The 20,208-nt window shown below is 67.1% G+C and carries 18 protein-coding genes and 1 tRNA gene; 11 read left to right on the plus strand and 8 right to left on the minus strand.

The annotated features are described in order from the left end of the window. Window positions 1–89 precede the first annotated feature (89 nt). The 3 genes from IMX13_RS09285 to wrbA form a co-directional block, all read right to left on the minus strand. Window positions 90–575, minus strand: a complete 486-nt coding sequence (locus IMX13_RS09285) for an asparaginase domain-containing protein (RefSeq protein ID WP_053519164.1) — start codon at window positions 573–575, stop codon at window positions 90–92. A gap of 79 nt (window positions 576–654) precedes the next feature. Further along, window positions 655–990, minus strand: a complete 336-nt coding sequence (locus IMX13_RS09290) for a DUF2069 domain-containing protein (protein WP_065175995.1) — start codon at window positions 988–990, stop codon at window positions 655–657. Beyond that, window positions 987–1,580: an NAD(P)H:quinone oxidoreductase gene (wrbA, locus tag IMX13_RS09295; protein ID WP_053519154.1), complete on the minus strand. Its 594-nt coding sequence runs from the start codon at window positions 1,578–1,580 to the stop codon at window positions 987–989. Before wrbA ends, IMX13_RS09290 begins: the two co-directional genes overlap by 4 nt. A gap of 77 nt (window positions 1,581–1,657) precedes the next feature. Here wrbA and IMX13_RS09300 point away from each other — a divergent pair, with 77 nt between their 5' ends. Beyond that, on the plus strand, window positions 1,658–2,932 hold the full coding sequence (locus IMX13_RS09300; protein ID WP_053519156.1) for a YihY family inner membrane protein: 1,275 nt from the start codon (window positions 1,658–1,660) through the stop codon (window positions 2,930–2,932). After that, complete coding sequence (locus IMX13_RS09305) at window positions 2,929–3,504, plus strand: TlpA disulfide reductase family protein (protein WP_065182859.1); 576 nt, start codon at window positions 2,929–2,931, stop codon at window positions 3,502–3,504. Before IMX13_RS09300 ends, IMX13_RS09305 begins: the two co-directional genes overlap by 4 nt. A gap of 547 nt (window positions 3,505–4,051) precedes the next feature. Here IMX13_RS09305 and ppk2 read toward each other — a convergent pair. The 4 genes from ppk2 to hemA are packed head-to-tail and all read right to left on the minus strand — an operon-like array spanning window position 4,052 to window position 8,936. Beyond that, on the minus strand, window positions 4,052–4,834 hold the full coding sequence (gene ppk2 / locus IMX13_RS09310; protein WP_053520281.1) for a polyphosphate kinase 2: 783 nt from the start codon (window positions 4,832–4,834) through the stop codon (window positions 4,052–4,054). 46 nt (window positions 4,835–4,880) lie between these two features. Further along, a complete protein-coding gene (locus tag IMX13_RS09315) occupies window positions 4,881–6,587 on the minus strand; it encodes a tetratricopeptide repeat protein (RefSeq protein WP_193396240.1) in 1,707 nt (568 codons plus the stop codon). A 5-nt stretch (window positions 6,588–6,592) separates the two neighbouring features. Continuing rightward, window positions 6,593–7,675 (minus strand): peptide chain release factor 1, encoded by a 1,083-nt coding sequence (gene prfA, locus IMX13_RS09320; protein ID WP_053520283.1) that lies wholly within the window; start codon window positions 7,673–7,675, stop codon window positions 6,593–6,595. Further along, window positions 7,653–8,936 carry a glutamyl-tRNA reductase gene (gene hemA, locus IMX13_RS09325; protein ID WP_128990687.1) on the minus strand — a complete coding sequence of 428 codons (1,284 nt, stop codon included), beginning with the start codon at window positions 8,934–8,936 and terminating at the stop codon, window positions 7,653–7,655. The genes prfA and hemA overlap by 23 nt, the downstream gene beginning before the upstream one ends. A 63-nt stretch (window positions 8,937–8,999) precedes the next feature. On the opposite strand from hemA, the gene IMX13_RS09330 reads away from it, so the two are divergent. From IMX13_RS09330 to IMX13_RS09370, 9 genes are all read left to right on the plus strand, one after another. Next, window positions 9,000–10,685 carry a tetratricopeptide repeat protein gene (locus tag IMX13_RS09330; RefSeq protein ID WP_180875739.1) on the plus strand — a complete coding sequence of 562 codons (1,686 nt, stop codon included), beginning with the start codon at window positions 9,000–9,002 and terminating at the stop codon, window positions 10,683–10,685. Next, entirely contained in the window at window positions 10,682–11,341 is a 660-nt protein-coding gene (gene lolB, locus IMX13_RS09335; RefSeq protein WP_065182863.1) for a lipoprotein insertase outer membrane protein LolB, read from the plus strand. The genes IMX13_RS09330 and lolB overlap by 4 nt, the downstream gene beginning before the upstream one ends. Further along, on the plus strand, window positions 11,338–12,207 hold the full coding sequence (gene ispE, locus IMX13_RS09340) for a 4-(cytidine 5'-diphospho)-2-C-methyl-D-erythritol kinase (protein ID WP_053520287.1): 870 nt from the start codon (window positions 11,338–11,340) through the stop codon (window positions 12,205–12,207). Before lolB ends, ispE begins: the two co-directional genes overlap by 4 nt. A gap of 10 nt (window positions 12,208–12,217) precedes the next feature. Next, window positions 12,218–12,294: transfer RNA gene (locus IMX13_RS09345), tRNA-Gln, on the plus strand. A gap of 138 nt (window positions 12,295–12,432) precedes the next feature. Then, the gene (locus IMX13_RS09350) at window positions 12,433–13,392 is read left to right on the plus strand and encodes a ribose-phosphate diphosphokinase (RefSeq protein ID WP_053520289.1); all 960 of its coding nucleotides are present in this window, start codon (window positions 12,433–12,435) and stop codon (window positions 13,390–13,392) included. Between the two features lie 109 nt (window positions 13,393–13,501). Then, complete coding sequence (locus IMX13_RS09355; RefSeq protein WP_053520288.1) at window positions 13,502–14,122, plus strand: 50S ribosomal protein L25/general stress protein Ctc; 621 nt, start codon at window positions 13,502–13,504, stop codon at window positions 14,120–14,122. Between the two features lie 56 nt (window positions 14,123–14,178). Then, on the plus strand, window positions 14,179–14,757 hold the full coding sequence (gene pth, locus IMX13_RS09360; RefSeq protein WP_053520316.1) for an aminoacyl-tRNA hydrolase: 579 nt from the start codon (window positions 14,179–14,181) through the stop codon (window positions 14,755–14,757). Between the two features lie 102 nt (window positions 14,758–14,859). Beyond that, window positions 14,860–15,951 carry a redox-regulated ATPase YchF gene (gene ychF / locus IMX13_RS09365; RefSeq protein ID WP_053520317.1) on the plus strand — a complete coding sequence of 364 codons (1,092 nt, stop codon included), beginning with the start codon at window positions 14,860–14,862 and terminating at the stop codon, window positions 15,949–15,951. 611 nt (window positions 15,952–16,562) lie between these two features. Continuing rightward, window positions 16,563–17,258: a hypothetical protein gene (locus IMX13_RS09370; protein WP_193396241.1), complete on the plus strand. Its 696-nt coding sequence runs from the start codon at window positions 16,563–16,565 to the stop codon at window positions 17,256–17,258. A gap of 74 nt (window positions 17,259–17,332) precedes the next feature. Here IMX13_RS09370 and IMX13_RS09375 read toward each other — a convergent pair whose 3' ends face one another. Next, entirely contained in the window at window positions 17,333–20,071 is a 2,739-nt protein-coding gene (locus tag IMX13_RS09375) for a TonB-dependent receptor (protein WP_193396242.1), read from the minus strand. Window positions 20,072–20,208 lie beyond the last annotated feature (137 nt).

Genomic DNA, 20,208 nt, shown 5'->3' on the forward strand with positions numbered 1-20,208 from the left:
CTTCGGCCGGGGCGTTTTCGCATGGGGCCGCGCGGTGGTGCGTGCCGCCGCGTCGTGGTGCGTGCCGACCTTGGTCGGCACTCCGTTCCTCAAACCGATTCGAAGCGGTTTGCGGCAACGTTCTTGCGCACGTGCTGCGGGTCGAAAATCCGCCCGTTCATCGCGATGTAGACGCCGGCCGGCAGCGACTGTACCGCGCCGATCGCGCAGCCGATGTTGAACTCCGCGTCCGAACCGCGGAAACGTGCCGGACTGAGCGCGCCGGTCATCACGATGGTCTTGTCCGCGATCGTCGCCAGCACCTTGCCGGTCTGCACCATCGAATCGGTGCCATGGGTCACCAGCACATGCCGGGTCGGCTGCGCCGCGATGGTGGCCCGGATCAGCTCGCGGTCCTCATCGTTGATGTGCAGCGAGTCCTTGCGCAGGATCGGAATCACGTTGAAGCGGAACGTCACCCCCAGCTCGCGCAGGATCATGCCGATCTGCGGATCGCCGATCTGGTAGTCCGACTTGTCGTCGAAGTAGATCTTGTCGATCGTGCCACCGGTGGTGACGACCAGGAGCTCTTCCATCATGTGCATGCGCGAAACCAGGACAGGTGCAGCGGCGCGGGGCCGGGAACGCAGATGATACGGCCCGGGAGGCGCAGCGTCAGCGTCGCCTGCCGAAGCGCGCACGCAGGCCCGGCAGGCTGGCGGCGAAGATCACGGTCAGTGCCAGGGCAATCTCGAGCAAGGCCAGCCAGCGCGTTTCCGGGTGGCTCCAGGCGCTCATCACGCCATGGCTGAACCAGCCCAGCGCCAGCACGGAGGCCCAGAACCCTGCCTTGCGCCAGCCCAGGCGCAGGGCGATGGCCAGTGCAAGCGGTGGGGCGGTGAACACCAGCTGGGTGGCCAGCCAGTGCTTGTCGTTGATGAACCAGCCTGCAAACAGCGCGGCCAGACCCATCAGGGCCAGCAGCAGAACCGTACGCGGCGCGGCGTTCATCGGGCCAGCCGCTGCGCGATATCGGCGACGCGACGGCCCAGCGCCCGCGCCAGCACCGCCTCATCATCGGTCGGCTGCGGGTCATCGGCCGCTCCCGCCACATGGCTGGCGCCGTAGGGCGTGCCGCCGCTGGTGGTGTGGCTCAAACCCGGTTCGGTGAACGGAATGCCGACGATCAGGCAGCCGTGATGCAGCAACGGCACCTGCATGGTCAGCAGGGTCGATTCCTGCCCGCCGTGCATTGATGCGGTCGAGGTGAACACGCCGGCGGGCTTGCCCGCAAGCGTGCCATTGACCCATTCAGCACCGAGTCCATCGAGGAAGTGCTTGACCGGCGCGGCCATGTTGCCGAACCGCGTCGGACTGCCCAGCAGCAGCCCCTGGCAGTCGGCCAGATCCTGCACGCTCACGTAGGGGGCGCCATCGTCGGGCACCGGCGGCTGTGCGGTCTGGGTCACGGCCGCCACCGGCGGCACCGTGCGCAGCCGCGCCACCATTCCCGGCACCTCGCCGATTCCCCGCGCGATCTGGCGCGCCAGCCGTGCCACCGAGCCACCGCGGCTGTAGTAAAGCACCAGGATCTCGCCCATCGTGCCCAGGTCTCCTCATCGTGTGGACGCCAGTATGGCTATCCTGCGTGCATTCCGCATCGGGTACCCTTGCGCCGATGGAACCTCTGGATACGCTCAACCTATGGATGGAACGCGCGCGCGATCGTGCGCGTGCCGCCAGCTTCGGCCGCTTCCTGTGGCACCGCTTTCTCGATGACCGCCTGTTCCAGGCGGCCGCCGCACTGGCCTACACCACGGTATTCGCCCTGGTTCCGCTGGCGATCGTGGTGTTCGGCGTGCTTTCGGCCTTCCCGGTCTTCGACCGCTGGAGCGATCAGCTCAGCGACTATGTCTTCTCCAACTTCGTGCCCAATGCCGCACGCGCCGCCGAAGGCTACCTGCGGCAGTTCTCGGCCAGCGCTGGCCAGCTCACCGCGGCCGGCTTCATCGCCCTGGTCGTCTCGCTGCTGATCACCCTCAACAGCGTGGAAGAGACGTTCAACAAGATCTGGCGGGTCGGATCGACCCGGCCCAAGCTGACCCGCTTCCTGGTCTACTGGACCGTGCTGACCCTGGGCGCGATGCTTGCCGCCGCCTCGCTGGCAGTGTCGGCACGGGTACTGGCAATGCCGCTGTTCGGGACCCAGGAGGGGCGCTGGCTGGCCGACCTGTCGCTGCGGCTGGCACCGGTGCTGATCGAATTCGTCTGCATCAGCCTGATGTTCCGGGTCGTGCCGCACCATACGGTGAAATGGCGGCACGCCGTCCCCGGCGCGATCCTGGCGGCGGTGATCCTGGAGCTGGTGAAGTGGGGCATCGGTGCCTACCTGGGCAGTTTCCAGTCCTACCAGAAGCTCTATGGCACGGTCGCGTTCGTGCCGATCCTGCTGCTGTGGATCTATCTGTGCTGGGTGGCGGTGCTGCTTGGCGCATCGCTGGCATCGTCGATGGCGGCGTTCCGCTACCAGCCGGTCGAGCTGCGCCTGCCGCAGGGCTATGAATTCTATGGGCTGCTGCGCCTGCTCGGCCGCTTCCACCAGGCGCGTGCCCGGGGCAGGGGGCTGGCCGATGACGAGATCCTGCGGCTGGAGCCGATGCTGACCGACTCGCTGCTGCAGGACCTGGCCTGCAAACTGGAGGCCATCGGCCTGCTGCGCCGCGACGAGCGGGGTGAATGGCTGCTCGCGCGCGACCTGGACCAGGTCAGCCTGGCCGATCTGTACGAATGCACCCAACTGCGCATCCCGGTGGCGGAGCAGCATCTGCCCTACCGCGAAGACAGCCTGGGCCAGGCCGCGCTGGCGGCGCTGGATGAACTGCGCCTGCCTCTGCGTGAGCGCCTCAAGCGTCGCGTCAGCGATATCTATCCCGATTCCGGAGACACCCCATGACCCGCACGACTCCGCTGCTGCTGGCAGTTCCATTGGCCGTGGCGCTTGCCCTGGCGGCCTGCAAGCCTGCGCAGGACGCGACCCCGGCCAGCAGCCAGCCACCGGCCCAGGCTCCCGCACCGGCGGCACCGCCTGCGGCCGAGGACACGCCGGCCGAGCGTGTCACGGCCGAGTTCCCCACGTTGAAGATGAAGGCCGTCGATGGCAGCGAGTACGACCTGGCGGCCCATCGGGGCAAGTGGGTGGTGGTGAATTTCTGGGCCACGTGGTGCGCACCATGCCGCAAGGAGATGCCGGAGTTGTCCGCGCTGCACGCCATGCGCAGCAACATCGAAGTGGTCGGCCTGGCCTATGAGGACATCGAGGTGCCGGAGATGCAGTCGTTCCTGACCAAGCATCCGGTGACCTATCCGATCGTGATCGTCGATCCGTTCGATCCGCCGGCGGACTTCGCCACGCCGCGGGGGCTGCCGCTGACGCATCTGATCGATCCGCAAGGGCGGTTGGCGCACAGCTTCCTAGGCCCGGTTACGGCGGCCGACATCGAGAAGCAGATCGCGGCTGCGAAGTAGTGGGTGTGCCGGCAGGGCCTGCGGCCCTGCACCCGCTACGCGCAACAGCAACAGCAACGGCAACAGCCGAAGCAGAAGCAGGTTCCCTGAGGGATGGCGGGGTGGGCCCGGTTGCGGGGGACGCCGTAAACCCATCCATGGGGGCTTGGCCGCGGCATCCATGCCGCGGACACCCCCGCAACCGGACCCACCCCGCCTTCGACAGTCTCCTGCGATCTGTCGGAACGGCTATTGGGTCAGATCCGTTTTCCTGCGGAAAACGGCTCTGACCCCAATTTGGATTTCGCTATCCGAGAGATTCCATCACGCATGGCGTGGATCTATCAGATTGCAGATATCTGTCAGAGGTGGGGCGGTGTCGGAGTGCGGGGTGTCAGCCGCATGGATGCGGCTGCCAAGCCTACAGGGACGTACTTGCGGCGTCCCCGCACTCCGACACCGCCCCGCCACCCCGCGGTATGTCTGCCGTTGCCGTTGCCGTTGCCGTTGCCGTTGCTTCTGCCGTTGCTCGTAGCGGGTGCAGGGCCGCAGGCCCTGCAGACAACCCCTACTCCTCGACCGGGAAGTCCTCGATCGGCTTCAGCACATCGTAGTGCTCGCGATGCAGCTTGCCCTTCAGCTTCGGCAGCTCCGGCAGAGGCGCGTCCACGCGGGTGTCGGGCAACCGGTCCAGCAGGTTGCGTACCAGGGTCAGCCTGCCCAGCCGCTGGTCGTTGAAGTCCACCAGGGTCCACGGCGCGCCTTCGCGATGGGTGGCACGCAGCATGGCCTCCCGTGCTTCGGTATAGGCGCTGTACTTGCTGCGCGATTTCAGGTCGACCGGTGACAGCTTCCAGCCCTTGAGGGGATCGATATGGCGCTCGGCGAAGCGCTTCTCCTGCTGCTCCTGGTCCACGCACAGCCAGTACTTGAACAACAGGATGCCGTCATCCACCAGCAGCTGCTCGAACACCGGGGCCTGGCGCAGGAACTGCTGGTACTCGCTCTCGCTGCAGTAGCCCATGACCCGCTCGACACCTGCGCGGTTGTACCAGCTTCGATCCATCAGCACGATCTCACCCGCCGCCGGAAGGTGCCCGACGTAGCGCTGGAAGTACCACTGTGTCGCCTCGCGGTCGGTCGGCTTGGGCAGCGCCACCACCCGGCATTGGCGCGGATTGAGGTGCTGGCTGATGGCCTGGATCGCGCCGCCCTTGCCGGCGGTGTCGCGGCCTTCGAACAGCACCAGCAGCCGCTGCCCGCTGTGCTGTACCCAGCGGGCCATCGCGGTCAGTTCCAGCTGCAACGGCAGCAGCAGTTCGTCGTAGTCCTTGCGTTTGAGCTTGCCCATCGTCATGCCGCGCGGAAAGGAGGGCCCAGCCTAGCGCAGCGGTTGCTCAGGCGCCGTCGACGCCCTGCCAGCCCTGCTCGTGCGCCAGCTGTTGCAGCAGTGCCGAAAGGTCGTGGGCGAAACCGGCCATGTCGAACACGCCGCTACGCGCGCGGGCCTGTGCCAGTTCGGCGCGCAGTGCGGCCAGCGCTGCCGGATCGTTGCCGAGCGCACGGGCGGTGGCGATGAACGCCGCATCGTCGGCAACGTTCATCCGTGCCAGGCCCAGGTGATGGTTGAGGCTGCCGGCCACGCGCGCGGCGAAGGTCTCGCCCGGGCAGGTGAGTACCGGGCAGCCCGCCCACAGTGCGTCGGAGGCCGTGGTGTGCGCGTTGTACGGGTGTGTATCCAGGAACAGATCGGCCAGTTGATAGCGGGCCAGATACTGCGGATGCGGCAGCTTGGGCATGAACACCAGCCGCGCCGGGTCCAGACCCGCTGCCTGCGCCGCTGCCCGCAGGCGCGCATCGGCCTGGCCGGGGCCGGACAACAGCCATAGAACGCTGCCAGGCACCGCCGCCAGGACGGCGAACGCCCGCCCCATGCTGCGCGGGTTGAGCTTGTAGCTGTTGTTGAAGCAGCAGAACACCACGCCGTGTCCGGGCAGGCCGCACGCGGCGCGATCCGGTGCCGGCCCGAGCGCGCGGGTGTTGTCCGAGGGCTGGAACGCGCGCGGCAGGTACACCACGCGCTCGCTGTGGTGGGGCGCCAACGCCGCTGGCAGGACGAACGCATCGGCGATCACCGCATCCAGCCACGGTGCGCCGGATGTGCCGGGATAGGCCAGCCAGTTGAGTTGCAGCGGGGCAGGGCGCAGCGCCAGCACTTCCGGCGCGCCGCCACCGCCCCAGCCACGCAGGTCGAACAGCAGGTCGATGCCCTGTGCACGGATGGCGGCAGCGATGTCGGCATGGCGGCGCCCCGCCAGATCGTGCAGCCGGGTTGCCGCCTGCAGCCGCTGGCGGATGCGGCTGCCATCGTCCCGGTTCAGTGCGAACAGATGCAACTGCAGTTCCGGGTGGCGGCCCAGCTGCTCGAACAGGGCAACGGTCAACAACCCGGTCGGATGTGCGCCGAAGCCGTTGGAGAGGAAGCCGATCCGCAGGGCTCCCTGTGTCCGTACCTTCACAGCGGGCATCGGCCGCACCGATGCGGCCACCGCTGCGGCGCGCGTGCGGGCGCAGGCCAGCTGCTCGGCGGCGCTGGCGTCTTCGCTGAGGAAGGCAAAGGGCTCGACCGCGCCCTGCCCGGTCGCGACCGCGCCGCGCACCTGCGCAGCCAGGGCCTCCACGTCCTGCCAGTCGCACAGGCGGCGTTGCCATGCCAGTCGCTGGGCGGCGATATAGGGTTCGTCGGGCATCAGCCCATGTGCACGCCGGTACGCGGCCGCCGCGCCCTCGGGGTCGCCGGCATCTTCCAGGGCATGGCCCAGCCACAGCGCGATGCCGGGATGCTCCGGAGCGCGCGCTGAAGCCTGTCCCAGCAGCGTCGCAGCGTCGGCGTGCGCACCGGCCATCCATGCCACGCGACCCAGCCGGGCCAGTGCCTCGGGATGGTCCGGCCGCAGCTGCAGCGCACGCCGTGCGGCCTGCTCGCCTGCGCCGATGTCGCCGGCTTCCAGTTCCAGATCGGCCAGCATCACCCAGGCGACGAAGTCACCGGGCTGGCGCGCGATCGCCTGCTGCAGTTGTTGCCGCTGCTGCCAGGCCGACATCGACGTCAGCCCGCCGACAGCTGGGCCAGGGCATCCACCTGGTGCTCGTGGCTGAGGCGCTGCAGCAGCGGGTCCAGATCGCCGGCGAGGATGTTGGGCAGGTCATACAGGGTCAGGCCTTCCACACGATGATCGGTGATCCGCCCCTGCGGGAAATTGTAGGTGCGGATGCGCTGGCTGCGATCGCCACTGCCGACCTGCAGGCGGCGCGATTCGGCCTGCGCGGCGTCCTGGCGCTGGCGCTCGGCGTCGAGCAGCTGCGCCTTCAGGCGTTTCATCGCCTTGTCGCGGTTCGCGTGCTGGCTGCGTTCGGTCTGGCATTCCACCACCACGCCGGTCGGCACGTGGGTGATGCGGATCGCCGACTCGGTCTTGTTGACGTGCTGGCCACCGGCACCGGATGAGCGGAAGGTGTCGACCTTCAGGTCGGCGGGGTTGATGACGATGTCATCGACTTCGTCCGCTTCCGGAATGATCGCCACGGTAGCCGCCGAGGTGTGGATGCGGCCCTGCGATTCGGTGGCGGGCACGCGCTGCACGCGGTGCGTGCCGGATTCGAATTTCAGCCGCGAGAAGGCGCCACGGCCGACCACGCGCGCCACCACTTCCTTGTAGCCGCCGTGCTCGCCGGGGTTGTCGGACTCGATCTCGACTTTCCAGCCCTGGCGCTCGGCATAGCGCGCGTACATGCGGAACAGGTCGCCGGCGAAGATCGCTGCTTCGTCGCCACCGGTACCGGCGCGGACTTCCAGGAACAGATTGCCCTCGTCACGTGGGTCGCGGGGCACCAGCAGCAAGGCCAGCTCCTGCTCCAGTTCCTGCAGGCGCGCCTGGGCCGAGGCGATTTCCTCATCGGCCAGCTCGCGCAGGTCCGGATCGGCGCGCATGCCCTCGGCGGCGGCCAGGTCGGCCTTGGCGCGCGCCTCGTCGGCCAGTGCGGTGGCGACCGGTTCAAGTTGGGCGAATTCGCGCGAAAGGTCGCGGAAACGGGTGTTGTCGGCGACCACGTCGGGTTCGGCGAGCAGGCGTTCCAGTTCTTCGCGGCGCTCGGCCAGCGCTTCCAGCTTACGGCGCAGGGTCGGCGTCATCGGTTCTCACGGGTGGGTGGCGGTAACCCGGCGTGGCCGGGAACAGGCGCTCGGCGGCGCGGGTCAGGTCGGCATCGCCGCTCAGCGCGGCCGCGCGCAAGGCAGCGGTCGGGGGGTGCAGGAGCCGGTTGGTCAGGCCGTGGGCCAGCAGTTCCATGACCTCTTCGGCCGGCTTGCCGTTGGCCAGCTGCTGACGGGCACGTTCGAGCAGCTCGGCGCGGGTGGCGTCGCCGAAGGCACGCAGTTGCCGCAGCGGCGCGTGGTGGGCGCCGGCCTGCAGGGTCTCGACGAAGCGCGATACCTGCAGGTCGATGATCGCTTCGGCTTCGGCGGCCGCCTCGCGACGGCCGCGTCGATTGTCTTCCACCGCGCGTTCCAGATCGTCCACGGTGTACAGGAAGGCATCGTTGAGCGTGCCGACCTCAGCCTCGATGTCGCGTGGCACGGCCAGATCGAACAGCAGCATCGGCTTGTGCCGGCGTGCACGCAGTGCATTGGCCACGGTCTCGCGGTGGATCACCGGTTCGCGTGCGGCGGTGGCCGAGAACACGATGTCGGCCTCGGCCAGATGGCGTTCAAGCTCGGTCAGCGGCAGGGCCACGCCGCCATGACGGCTGGCCAGTTCCTGCGCATGGGCGATCGTGCGGTTGGCGATCAGCAGCCGCCGCACCTTGCCTTCGCTGAGGTGGCGGGCGGCCAGCTCGATGGTTTCCCCCGCACCGACCAGCAGCACGGTGGAATCATCCAGGCGGGCAAAGGCATTCTGCGCCAGGCGCACCGCGGCCGAGGCGACCGACACCGGGTTGGCGCCGACCTGGGTATCGGTGCGCGCACGCTTGGCCACGGAGAACGTCTGCTGGAACAGCCGGTCCAGGCGCTGGCCAAGCAGACCGTGGTCGCGCGCGGTTGACCAGGCATCCTTCACCTGGCCCAGGATCTGCGGTTCACCCAGCACCATCGAGTCCAGGCCCGTCGCGACCCGGAACAGGTGGCGCACGGCGTCGGCATCAGCATGCTGGTACAGGTAGCCCTGCAGGTCGCCGGCCTGGCTGCGCAGCCACTGGTCCAGCGCCTGCGCCGAATCGGCCACCGCGTACAGTTCCGTGCGGTTGCAGGTGGACAGCAGCACCGCCTCGGCGATCTGCGGGGTGTCGCGCAGCGAACCGAGCGCGCGCGGCAAGGCATCGCCGGCGAAGGCCGCGCGCTCGCGCAGTTCCACCGGCGCGGTCTGGTGATTCAGTCCGAGCACCCACAGGGTCATTGTTCAGTTGCTTGCGATAAGCTGCTGGCCATTGGACGACATTTTAAGGCCCCGATGCCGACGATGCCCGCATTGATTCGCATCCCCAGTGTTCTGCTGCTGTCCCTGGCGTGCAGCCAGGCCCTGTCGGCGGCGCCCGCCAAGCCCCCGGCGCGGGGCGCCGCCACCGAGGAACTGGCACTGGAGCCGGTGATGGCCGGCGAGTTCGCCCTGCAGGCCGGCAAGCTGGCCGAGGCGGCGCGCTGGTACCTGCAGGCCGCCCAGCGCAGCGACGGCGATGCCGGCCTAGCCGAGCGCGCGACCCGTATTTCCATGCTGGCCAACGACGATGCCAGCGCCGCCCAGGGCCTGGCCCTGTGGCAGCAGCGCGCGCCACGGTCGCTGGCCATGCGCAGCGCGGCCGGTGCGCTGGCGATGCGCCAGGGCGACGTGAAGGCGGCCCGCAGCGAGCTGCAGAGCCTGCTGCAGGACAGCGATGACCGTGGCTGGAAGTTTGCCCTGGCCGCGCTGGTCGGCGGTGGGCGCGATCCGGCCGTGCCGGCGCAGGTGCTGGGCGAGCTGGTCGATGCCAACGCCATCCCGCCGAAGATCGAGGCCTGGCAGGAATTCGGTCGCCTGGCGCTGCGGATGGAAAAGCCGGAGCTGGCACGGCGCATGATCGATGAGGTGGTCAAGCGCTTCCCGGAAGAGCCGCGCGTGGCGTTGCTGCGCGCCAGCCAGCTGCAGCAGGCTGGGCAGACCGATCGCGCGCTGGCGCTGCTGCGCGAGGTCGAACCGAAGACCCGCCAGGATCCGGAACTGCGCAACGCGGTGGCCATTGCCTACGACAGCCTGAACCAGCCGGCCGCCGCCGAGCGGGTGCTGGCGGTAGGGCCGCAGGACGTGCAGACCTGGGGAATGCGGGCGTCGCTGCTGGCCAAGCAGGGAGACAAGGCGGCCCTTTCCAACCTGTACAGCGAGCTGTCGCGGCAGGCCGCCAAACCGGACCCGGCGCAGCGCCTGCTGCTGGGCAAGATCGCGGAGTATCTGAAGCGTTATCCGGAAGCGGTGCAGTGGTATCACAGCGTGCCGGGCGGCGACGAACTGAGCGAGGCCCGCCTGCGGGCGGCGAGCGCACAGGCGCTTGCCGGGCGCCAGAGCCTGGCGCTGGACGAGGTACACGCGATCCAGTCCGATGCCGGCGTGGACGATGAGGTGCGCCGCGACGCCTATCTGCTGGAAGCGGAACTGCGGCAGCGCGCCAGCGACGATGCAGGTGAACTGGATGCGCTGGCCCGCGGTCTGGCCGCTTACCCGGACGAGAATGCACTGCTGTACGCGCGTGCGTTGGCCTGGGAACGCCGTGATGATATTGCCCGTGCCGAGGCCGACCTGCGCAAGATCCTGATCACCGAGCCGGAGAACGTGCCGGCGCTGAATGCGCTGGGCTACACCCTGGCCGATCGCACCGGTCGCTACCAGGAGGCGCTGGAACTGATCGACCGTGCCCGCGTGGCCGAGCCGGACAATGCCGCCATCGTCGACAGCTATGGCTGGGTGCTGTATCGCCTGGGCCGCAACGAAGAGGCGCTGGTGCAGCTGCGTCGTGCGTGGACCCTGGCCAAGGATCCGGAGATCGCCGCACACGTCGGCGAAGTGCTGTGGGTGCTCGGCCGGCATGACGAGGCCCGCCACTTCTTCGAGGAAGCGGCCAGGCTCGACCCCGACAACCGCGCGCTGCAGCGTGCCCGCGAGAAATTCAATCCATGAGTGTTTCCCTGTTCCGGCCGCTGCTGTTGGCAGTGGCGACCGTCGCCATGACTGCCTGTACGTCGCTGGGCACCCAGAAGACACCGGCGCCGGCCGTGGTCGAGACCGTGTCGGCGGAAGCGGCACAGGCCGAAGCCGCTCGGGTAGCGGCGCTGCAGGCGCAGCCGGAGTGGTCCTTCCAGGGCCGGGTAGCGGTCAGCAAGGGCAAGGACGGTGGCAGTGGACGCATCGACTGGCAGCAGGCCGGGCGGCGCTACGTGATCGAGCTCAGTGCACCCGTGACCCGTCAGAGCTGGAAGCTGACCGGCGACAGCCAGCATGGAGGCGGTCGCCTGGAGGGACTGGCCGGCGGCCCGCGTGAAGGCGAGGACGCGCAGCAGCTGCTGCTGGAGGCCACGGGCTGGGAAATCCCGGTCAACTCCCTGCCCGAGTGGGTGCGTGGGCTGGCGGTTGCCGATCCCGCCGGCGCGGGCAAGGTCGAGCGTGATGGCGAAGGCCGCCCGCGCCGCATGCAGCAGATGGGCTGGCAGATCCAGTACCTGGACTGGTACCCCGCCGAGGCCGGGCGCCCGTCCCTGCCGCGCCGGATCGAAGCCAGCAGCGGAGACGCCAAGGTCCGCCTGCTGGTGGACCAGTGGGGGCAGGGCGCGCCATGAGCGCGGGTGCGGAGGATGCGGGCTGGTCCTGGTGGCCGGCCCCGGCCAAGCTGAACCTGTTCCTTCATATCACCGGCCGCCGCGCCGACGGCTATCACGAGCTGCAGACCGTGTTCCGCCTGCTGGATTGGGGGGACCGCATCGGCCTGCGCCTGCGTGAAGACGGCCAGGTACGTCGGCAGGGTGAGGGATTGCCGGGTGTGGACGAGGCCGACGATTTGGCCGTACGTGCCGCCCGCATGCTGAAAGAGGTCGCCAACATCGACCAAGGTGTCGACATCATCGTCGAAAAGCATATTTCGGCCGGTGGTGGGTTCGGCGGTGGGTCATCCGACGCTGCCACCGTGCTGGTGGCACTGAACCGGCTCTGGAACGCCGCTCTGGACGAGGACGCGTTGGCCGCGCTGGGCCTGCGCCTCGGCGCGGATGTGCCGGTGTTCGTGCGTGGCCGTAACGCCTGGGCCGAAGGTGTGGGAGAGCGGCTGCAGCCGATCACCCTGGCACCGGCCTGGTATGTGGTGGTCGAGCCCGGCGTTCATGTTCCGACCCCGGTCCTGTTCGCAGCCCCGGATTTGACGCGCGACAGCCCAGTGGCGAAAATAGACGACTTCGCTTCCGGGGCCTTGGTCGGGAACGCGTTCGAACCGGTGCTGCGCCGCCGCGAGCCTGCCGTCGAGGCAGCACTTGCCGCGTTGAGCGACATCGGTACCGCGCGACTGACCGGTTCTGGAAGTGGTTGTTTCGTCGAATTCGCATCGCAGACTGCCGCACAGCAGGGGCGGGCGAAGTTGCCGAAGGAGTTGCGGGCCAGGGTGGCTGCGGGCGTTGCGCGTTCGCCGCTGCTGGATGCACTCGAGCAACACTGATTTCAAATGCAGGGGCGTCGCCAAGAGGCCCAAGGCACCAGGTTTTGATCCTGGCATTCGTAGGTTCGAATCCTACCGCCCCTGCCAATGCGGCTGTGTCCGCGCCTTCAGCGCATCATCCGCGCGGGACGTGGAAACAACCGCGGTGTTGTCAGCAGCAAGGGTCCGGCATGGTCCTTGCCGCCACCGGATCCCCGCCACTCGTCCCCGCCCGAGACAATCATGATGCAAGAGTCCCCGAACCTGCTGGTCTTTTCCGGCAACGCCAACAAACGTCTGGCGCAGAACATCTGCAAGGAACTGGGGGTTCGCCCGGGCAAGGCGCTGGTCTCTCATTTCTCCGATGGAGAAGTGCAGGTGGAGATCGAAGAGAACGTCCGTAAGCAGGACGTGTTCGTGATCCAGCCGACCTGCGCGCCGAGCGCGGAAAACCTGATGGAACTGCTGGTGCTGATCGACGCGCTCAAGCGCGCATCGGTGAACAGCGTGACCGCCGTGGTGCCGTACTTCGGTTACTCGCGCCAGGATCGCCGCATGCGTTCCTCGCGTGTGCCGATCACCGCCAAGCTGGCGGCGAAGATGTTCAGCACCGCTGGCGCTGATCGCGTGCTGACGGTCGACCTGCACGCCGACCAGATCCAGGGCTTCTTTGATATTCCGGTCGACAACGTTTATGCCTCCCCGCTGCTGCTGGCCGACATCTGGCGCGCCTACGGCACGGAAAACCTGATCGTGGTGTCGCCGGACGTGGGCGGCGTGGTCCGCGCCCGTGCCGTGGCCAAGCGCCTGGATGATGCCGACCTGGCGATCATCGACAAGCGCCGTCCGCGTGCCAACGTCTCCACCGTGATGAACATCATCGGTGACGTCGAAGGCAAGACCTGCGTGATGGTCGATGACATCGTCGACACCGCCGGCACCCTGTGCGCCGCTGCCGCTGCCCTGAAGGCGCGCGGTGCGCTCAAGGTCGCCGCCTACTGCACCCACGCGGTGCTGTCGGGCCCGGCGGTGGACAACATCACCAATTCCCAGCTCGACGAGCTGGTGGTGACCGATACCATCCCGCTGAAGGACGCAGCGCGGGTGTGCAGCAAGATCCGCCAGCTGAGCGTGGCGGAGATGCTGGCCGAAACGATGCGCCGCATCGCCTTCGGCGAGTCGGTCAGCTCGCTGTACGTGGACTGAGTTTTTCGTCCCTGCCGGCAACGGCAAGGACTTCCCCGGATGCTTCTGGTCGCGGAAGCATCTTCAATCGCCAAGCCGCAGGGCAAGGCAACAACCTGAGTAGTCGAAAATGTCGAAGACCCATGAAATCAAGGTCACCAAGCGTGAACTGCAGCGTAAGGGTGCGAGCCGCCGCCTGCGTCACGCCGGTGTGATCCCGGCCATCGTGTACGGCGGCAACGCCGAGCCGGTCGCCATCAGCCTGGACCACAACGAAATCTGGCTGGCCCAGCAGAACGAGTGGTTCTATGCCTCGATCCTGGACCTGAACCTGGACGGCCAGGTGCAGAAGGTCCTGCTGCGTGACATGCAGCGCCATCCGTACAAGCAGCTGATCATGCACCTGGACTTCCAGCGCGTGAACGAGAACGAAGCCCTGACCGCTTCGGTCCCGCTGCACTTCATCAACGAAGACACCTCGCCGGCTGGCAAGGCTGCCGACGTCGTGGTCACCCACGAACTGAAGGAAGTGACCATCAGCTGCCTGCCGAAGGACCTGCCGGAGTCGATCGAAGTCGACCTGGCCGACCTGGCTGCTGGCGACGTGGTGTACCTGTCCAACATCAAGCTGCCGAAGGGCGTGGAAATCCCGGCCCTGGCGCTGGGCAAGGACCACGACGACGCGATCGTCACCGCCAAGCACGGCAAGGAAGACGCTGCCGACGCTGAAGAAGCACCGGCCGCCGAGTAATGCCCCCGCGGCGCCAGCTCCGGCAGGCGCCGCCCCGGCCTCAACAGGCAGATCCCATGGCAGGACTGCGGCTGATCGTCGGTCTGGGCAATCCCGGATCGGAGCACGCCCGGACCCGGCACAATGCCGGGTTTCATTTCGTTGAGGCCCTGGCGGAAAAGGCAGGGGCGCGATGGAACGTGGACAGCAAGCTGTTCGGCGAGACCGCCAAGGTCGAGATCGCCGGGCAGACGGTATGGCTGCTCAAGCCTGCCACTTTCATGAACCTCAGTGGCAAATCGGTCACCGCCGCGCAGCGGTTCTGGAAGATCGAGCCCGAGGAAACCCTGTTGGCGCATGATGAACTGGACCTCCCGCCCGGTGTGGCGCGGCTCAAGTTCGACGGCGGTCATGGCGGCCAGAATGGCCTGCGTGACACCATCCGCCTGCTGGGTCACGGCAAGTTCCATCGCCTGCGCGTGGGCATCGGCCATCCCGGCCACAAGGATCGCGTGGTGGGCTGGGTGCTGGGCCGCCCGTCCAAGGACGACGACCTGCTGATCGCGCGCGCCATCGACGATGCGATCGACGTGATGCCGCTGGCCGTGCAGGGCGATTTCAATGAAGCGATGAAGCGCCTGAACACCCCGAAGTAGCTGCCAACCCCGGTTGGCACCCGCAATGATCGATTGAAACAGCTTGGGAAAGCGGCGCGCGCGCTGTTTTCCCAATCAATTTCACCCCAGAGGTTGTCAAAGATGGGTATCAAATGCGGCATCGTCGGCCTGCCCAACGTCGGCAAGTCGACCCTGTTCAACGCGCTGACCAAGGCGGGCATCGCCGCGGCGAACTTCCCGTTCTGCACCATCGAACCGAACGTCGGCATCGTGCCGGTGCCGGACCCGCGCCTGAACGAGCTGGCAGCGATCATCAACCCGCAGAAGGTCATTCCGACCGCCGTGGAATTCGTCGACATCGCCGGCCTGGTCGCCGGTGCTGCCAGCGGCGAAGGACTGGGCAACAAGTTCCTCGCGCACATCCGCGAAGTCGATGCGATCACCCACGTGGTGCGCTGCTTCGAGAACGCCGACGTCATCCATGTCAACAACAAGGTCGATCCCATTTCGGATATCGAAACCATCGATACCGAACTGGCCCTGGCTGATCTGGACAGCGTCGAGAAGGCGCTGAACCGCGCCGAGCGCGCTGCCAAGGGTGGCGACAAGGAGGCCGCCGCGCGCAAGCCGGTGCTGGCCAAGCTGCAAGCTGCGCTTTCTGACGGCAAGTCCGGCCGTTCGGTGGGTCTGGACGAGGAAGAGAAGGCGCTGGTGCGCGACCTGTTCCTGCTGACCCTGAAGCCGGTGATGTACATCGCCAACGTGCTGGAGGACGGGTTCGAGAACAACCCGCACCTGGAAGCCGTGCGCGCGCACGCTGCCGCCGAGGGCGCGCAGGTGGTGCCGGTGTCCGCCGCGATCGAGGAAGAACTGTCGCAGCTTGACGATGAGGATCGCGACACGTTCCTGGCCGACCTGGGCCTGAGCGAGCCGGGCCTGAACCGCGTGATCAACGCGGCCTACAGCCTGCTGGGCCTGCAGACCTACTTCACCGCCGGCGTGAAGGAAGTCCGCGCCTGGACCGTACGCAAGGGCGCCACCGCCCCGCAGGCCGCCGCGGTCATCCACACCGACTTCGAGAAGGGCTTCATCCGCGCCGAAACCATCGCGTATGACGACTTCATCAAGTACAAGGGCGAAGCCGGTGCCAAGGAAGCCGGTCGCCTGCGCCTGGAAGGCAAGGAATACCGCGTGCAGGAAGGCGACGTGCTGCACTTCCGCTTCAACGTCTGATCCAGCGGCATCGGATCGACCGCGGACGCCCCGCCCCGAGCGGGGCGTCCGCGTTTCCGACATCCGTCTCTGCGCTGGACAAAAATTGACCATGCTCTGAAACGCCTGCGGCGCAACGTTCGCACACACTTGTCCACATCAAACCCCCACCGCTTTCCACGCGCGGTGTGGAAAACCCAGCGTGCCGCTGTAGCGCCGAGCCCATGCCCGGCTGATGCGAGCCGGAGCCGAGCATGGTCTCGGCTCTACAGAAGCTTGTCCGCACGCCGTGGACAAAATTTCACCGCGCTTGGAAACGCCTGCGCGACAACGCTCTCACCCACTTGTCCACATCAAGTTCCCATTGCCTTCCACGCGCCGTGTGGAAAACAATCGCGGCCGTGGACAAAAAATAACCACGCATGGAAACGCCTGCGGTACAAGGCTCGCACCTACTTGTCCACACCAAGCCCCCATCGCTTTCCACGCGTGGTGTGGAAAACCACGGCCAACAGCAGATTCCGATTTCGGACTTGTTGCATGGTGCGCGGCGCGGTGCTGCTTCAGGCTGGCCTCCGGCCCTTCCACTGACACGGGCGGCGCCATGCCTGTTCGCTATCCGGAGAGTTGCGATGACGACGCGAACGTATGGGTGGGTAGTGGCGATCGCGGCCCTCGGGTTGCTTCTGGCCTACGGCTGCCAATACATGGTCGTGCGGCCTGCACGAGGGAGTGCATCAGCCCCGGAGTGCAGTGCCGTCAGCCTGTTGAGTGCCATGCGCGAGCGGCTGCGACCCGAAGCGGACTTCAGCGAAAGCGGAGGTATCTACCTGGACTCTGTTGACCCGGAGGATCCAGAGGCACTGATCGCCTATGCAGCACTGGGCCGTTTCTGCCAGGAGCCAGCAGGACGACGCACCGATGAGGGGCAGGCCCTTGCCAGACGGCTTGCCCGGATCGCATCCAGCTTCATCGTCGGGGGAAGGCTTGAGCCCGGTCGCTACGTCCTGACCGCGGCCACGGATGGCTCCCGGGGCGATGAAGTGGTGGCAGTGTCACCGGAACACCTTGCACTGCTGCGGAGCATGAACACCCGCACGCTGGGGAGAGCAGTGATGCTGATGGACAGCAAGCGTCCCTACGGTGATATGCATTATTTCTACATCGACATGGCCCGCGCGCTGGGGGAGCCGGTTCCGCTGGACGCGAATGGTAATGCGACGTTCGCGCCGGGGGTGATTGCCCGGTACGACGAACTGCATGGACAGATGCTTGATGTGGTCCGTGTTTTCTGGCGCTTTGCGGAGCCGGTGCAGTCTGCGTCCTGAGCGGAACTGCACGCGGAAGGCGACGGAGGCCTGCGCCCCCGTCTTCCCGCCTGAGTTCAATGCAGCGGCACGCCTTACAGCGCGCTGCCGCCGAACTTGTGCGTGTACTGCAGATTGATCGTGCGGCCCACGCTGTCGAACCAGGAGACGTCGTAGTACGGGTACGCCGTGTATGTGGCGTCCTTCGGCGGCATCTTGTTGAACACGTTGACCACAGACAGAGACAGGCGCGAGTGGTCGTCGAAGCGATACTGCACCGACGCGTTGTAGCGGTACGTGGCCCTGATGTACGGGCTGTCGCCGCTGTCCCAGTCGAACACCTGGTCGTAGCTGTCCGAGGTGGGCAGCTTGCCCAGTCGCGAACCGTACACGGTGGCCGACCACGCATCCTTTTCCCACGTCACACTGACGCTGCTCTTGGTGCGTGGGATGTCGAAGCCGCTGTTCACCGCGAACTGGTCCTCGATCGTATCGCCGGTGTAGCGCTGGAAATCGTGCTTCTTCACCCAGGTGTGGCTGCCGTTGAAGATGAAGTCACCGATACCGGTCTGCAGGCGGTAGCGCAGGCCCGCATCGATGCCTGAGGTCGACTCGCGTGCCACGTTGATCGGATTCACGTGCACCCCGTACAGGCGGCCGTCGGCGGTCCGGGTCACCCGCGCCAGTGCGTCCACGCAGGTCGGTGACGTGATCTCGGCGTCGCCCAGGCGGCAGTTCGCTTCACTGGCCATGATCGTGCGCACGTCCATGTCCTGCACCTGCCTGCGCATGTCGATGTCGAACCAATCCACCGAAAGATCCAGCCCTGCGGCTGGCGACCAGACGAAGCCTGCGCTCCACGAGGTGCTGGTCTCCGGGTCCAGCTCGCGGTTGCCGCTGCGGCTGCGGATGACGTTGCGCTCGTAGTCCGAGCAGTCGTCGGCCTGTTCGGCGCGGCAGCTGTACAGGTCCTCGGCGCTGGTCTCGTCGTTGCCGGGGCCGGCAAACACGTAGTGCAGGTCCGGGGCGCGGAAGGCCGTGCCGTACGAGCCGCGCACCAGCAGGCTCTCGACCGGGCGCCACTCAAGGCCGCCGCTCCAGGTCGCCTTGCCGATCGTGTGGCCGGAGTAGCGGTACTGGTCATAGCGACCGGCCACGCTCAGGTTGATCGTCTCGTGCAGCGGCATGCGCAGCTCGGCGGCCGTTGCCCAGCGGTTGCGCGAACCCTTGCCGTCGGAATCCTTCCAGCTGTAGTAGTAGTACTGGGTCGCCAGCGGATCGGGATTCAGCGTGTAGGCCTGCTGGCCCACTTCCACGGTCGCGGCAAAACCGGCATCGCCGCCGGGCAGGGCGAACAGCGAGCCGTTGGTCAGGGTGAGGGCGGCCGTCTCGGTGCGGGACTTCGGGGTATAGGTGGTGCGTGCGGCGATCGCGTCGTACTCGGCGCGGGTCAGCGGGCGGTACAGCCGCGACGGGTCAGCGTTGTAGATCGGGAAGCCGTCGTCGTCCTCGCCCAGCTGCGGGCCCAGGAACAGGTCGTTGGCCCTGCCGGCGATGATCTGTGGCCAGCTGATCCGCGACTGGTACTGCGAATGGCTCAACGCCGCTTCGTAATCCCAGTTGCCGGCCAGGTTGCCCTTGAAGCCGGTAGTCACGCTGAAGGTCTTCTGCGTGCTGCGCACCATCGCGTTGCGCAGGCCACCCATTTCCTCGGGCGAGAACTGACGCTGCCAGAACTCGATTTCGCCGGTGGCTTCGTTGCTGAAGTAGCCCGACTCGTCGCCGTCGGCGGCCATGCGGCCCCACGACGTCACGTCGCGCATCAGCGCCAGCGTGTGGTAACCCATCTGCACGTCGGCGAACCACTGCTGGCCGTTGTCGAAGTCATAGCTCAGCGAGGCATAGCCGTTGGCGCCGCGGCGCTTGCTGAGGATGGTGCCGTAGCCGATCGACGCGTCGCTGCCGCAGTAGTAGCCGTAGCGGGGGCGGAAGGCATGGTAGGTGCTGCCCTGGTTCTGTCCGCTCAGGGCATCGCAGGTGGCCGCGCCCGGATCCAGGTAGTCATCGTTGTAGTCGGTGCGCAGGTAGGCACGGCGGGCGATGCGCGAGCCCTCGGTCGGCCCGTCCTGGGTCGAATCCTGGATGTCGCGCTCATAGGCCCACAGCGGCGTCTGCGACTGCAGCTCCACGCTGTACACCGCATTGAAGCGGCCCGCGCTGAACCCGCTGGACAGACTCATGTCGAAGGAATCGCCACCGCCTTCACTGGTGGTACCCATGCGCACGTCGACCGTGGTGCCGTCGGCCTTCTTCTTGAGGATGAAGTTGACCACGCCGGCGATCGCGTCCGAACCATAGATGGCCGAGGCGCTGCCGGTCAGTACTTCGATGCGGTCGATCATGCCCAGCGGAATGTTGGACACGTCGGTGAAGTTGCTGCGGCCCTGGAACGGCATCGGGAAATCGGCGATGCGGCGGCCGTTGACCAGCACCAGGGTGTGGTTGGGTCCCAGCCCGCGCAGGTCGACCTGCTGTGCACCCGGCGAGAAGTCGGCGCCGCTGGAGGATTGCTGGCTCTGCGTCTCGCCACCGTTCTGGGTCATTGCCCGCAGCACGTCGGGCACGGTGGTGAAGCCGCTGGAACGGATCTGTTCGGCGTCGATCACCGTGATCGGGGCGGGGCCCTCGACCTGGGCGCGCGGAATGCGTGAGCCGGTGACCTGCACCGCATCGAGCTGCCGTACCGGAGAGGAGGCCGGAGCCTGGGCCGCCGCAGAAGCGGCAAGGCCCATCAACGCCAGCTGGATCGACCACGCCATCGCCTGTCTACGCATGAGAAGTTCCCGGAAGTAATGCCGGCCCGCAGAGGAGGGGCCCATCCCCCATTCAGATTTCCGCAATGGGCGCCGGCATTTAACGCCTTTTTCATGCCCTTGACTACTGATGACCCATCTGGCAAAGAGTGAAAACG

Origin of the sequence: Stenotrophomonas sp. B2 (genome assembly GCF_014947095.1) — a bacterium.
GTDB classification, from domain to species: Bacteria; Pseudomonadota; Gammaproteobacteria; order Xanthomonadales; family Xanthomonadaceae; genus Stenotrophomonas; species Stenotrophomonas maltophilia_P.

Excerpts from the sequence above, each read along its gene's own strand:
- IMX13_RS09305 (WP_065182859.1), top strand. The coding sequence starts at position 2,929 with ATGACCCGCACGACTCCGCTGCTGCTGGCAGTTCCATTGGCCGTGGCG.
- hemA (WP_128990687.1), bottom strand. The coding sequence starts at position 8,936 with ATGACCCTGTGGGTGCTCGGACTGAATCACCAGACCGCGCCGGTGGAA.
- IMX13_RS09330 (WP_180875739.1), top strand. The coding sequence starts at position 9,000 with ATGCCCGCATTGATTCGCATCCCCAGTGTTCTGCTGCTGTCCCTGGCG.
- IMX13_RS09285 (WP_053519164.1), bottom strand. The coding sequence starts at position 575 with ATGGAAGAGCTCCTGGTCGTCACCACCGGTGGCACGATCGACAAGATC.
- ispE (WP_053520287.1), top strand. The coding sequence starts at position 11,338 with ATGAGCGCGGGTGCGGAGGATGCGGGCTGGTCCTGGTGGCCGGCCCCG.
- IMX13_RS09350 (WP_053520289.1), top strand. The coding sequence starts at position 12,433 with ATGCAAGAGTCCCCGAACCTGCTGGTCTTTTCCGGCAACGCCAACAAA.
- ychF (WP_053520317.1), top strand. The coding sequence starts at position 14,860 with ATGGGTATCAAATGCGGCATCGTCGGCCTGCCCAACGTCGGCAAGTCG.
- wrbA (WP_053519154.1), bottom strand. The coding sequence starts at position 1,580 with ATGGGCGAGATCCTGGTGCTTTACTACAGCCGCGGTGGCTCGGTGGCA.
- IMX13_RS09370 (WP_193396241.1), top strand. The coding sequence starts at position 16,563 with ATGACGACGCGAACGTATGGGTGGGTAGTGGCGATCGCGGCCCTCGGG.
- IMX13_RS09315 (WP_193396240.1), bottom strand. The coding sequence starts at position 6,587 with ATGTCGGCCTGGCAGCAGCGGCAACAACTGCAGCAGGCGATCGCGCGC.
- prfA (WP_053520283.1), bottom strand. The coding sequence starts at position 7,675 with ATGACGCCGACCCTGCGCCGTAAGCTGGAAGCGCTGGCCGAGCGCCGC.
- ppk2 (WP_053520281.1), bottom strand. The coding sequence starts at position 4,834 with ATGGGCAAGCTCAAACGCAAGGACTACGACGAACTGCTGCTGCCGTTG.
- IMX13_RS09375 (WP_193396242.1), bottom strand. The coding sequence starts at position 20,071 with ATGCGTAGACAGGCGATGGCGTGGTCGATCCAGCTGGCGTTGATGGGC.
- IMX13_RS09355 (WP_053520288.1), top strand. The coding sequence starts at position 13,502 with ATGTCGAAGACCCATGAAATCAAGGTCACCAAGCGTGAACTGCAGCGT.
- IMX13_RS09300 (WP_053519156.1), top strand. The coding sequence starts at position 1,658 with ATGGAACCTCTGGATACGCTCAACCTATGGATGGAACGCGCGCGCGAT.
- lolB (WP_065182863.1), top strand. The coding sequence starts at position 10,682 with ATGAGTGTTTCCCTGTTCCGGCCGCTGCTGTTGGCAGTGGCGACCGTC.
- IMX13_RS09290 (WP_065175995.1), bottom strand. The coding sequence starts at position 990 with ATGAACGCCGCGCCGCGTACGGTTCTGCTGCTGGCCCTGATGGGTCTG.
- pth (WP_053520316.1), top strand. The coding sequence starts at position 14,179 with ATGGCAGGACTGCGGCTGATCGTCGGTCTGGGCAATCCCGGATCGGAG.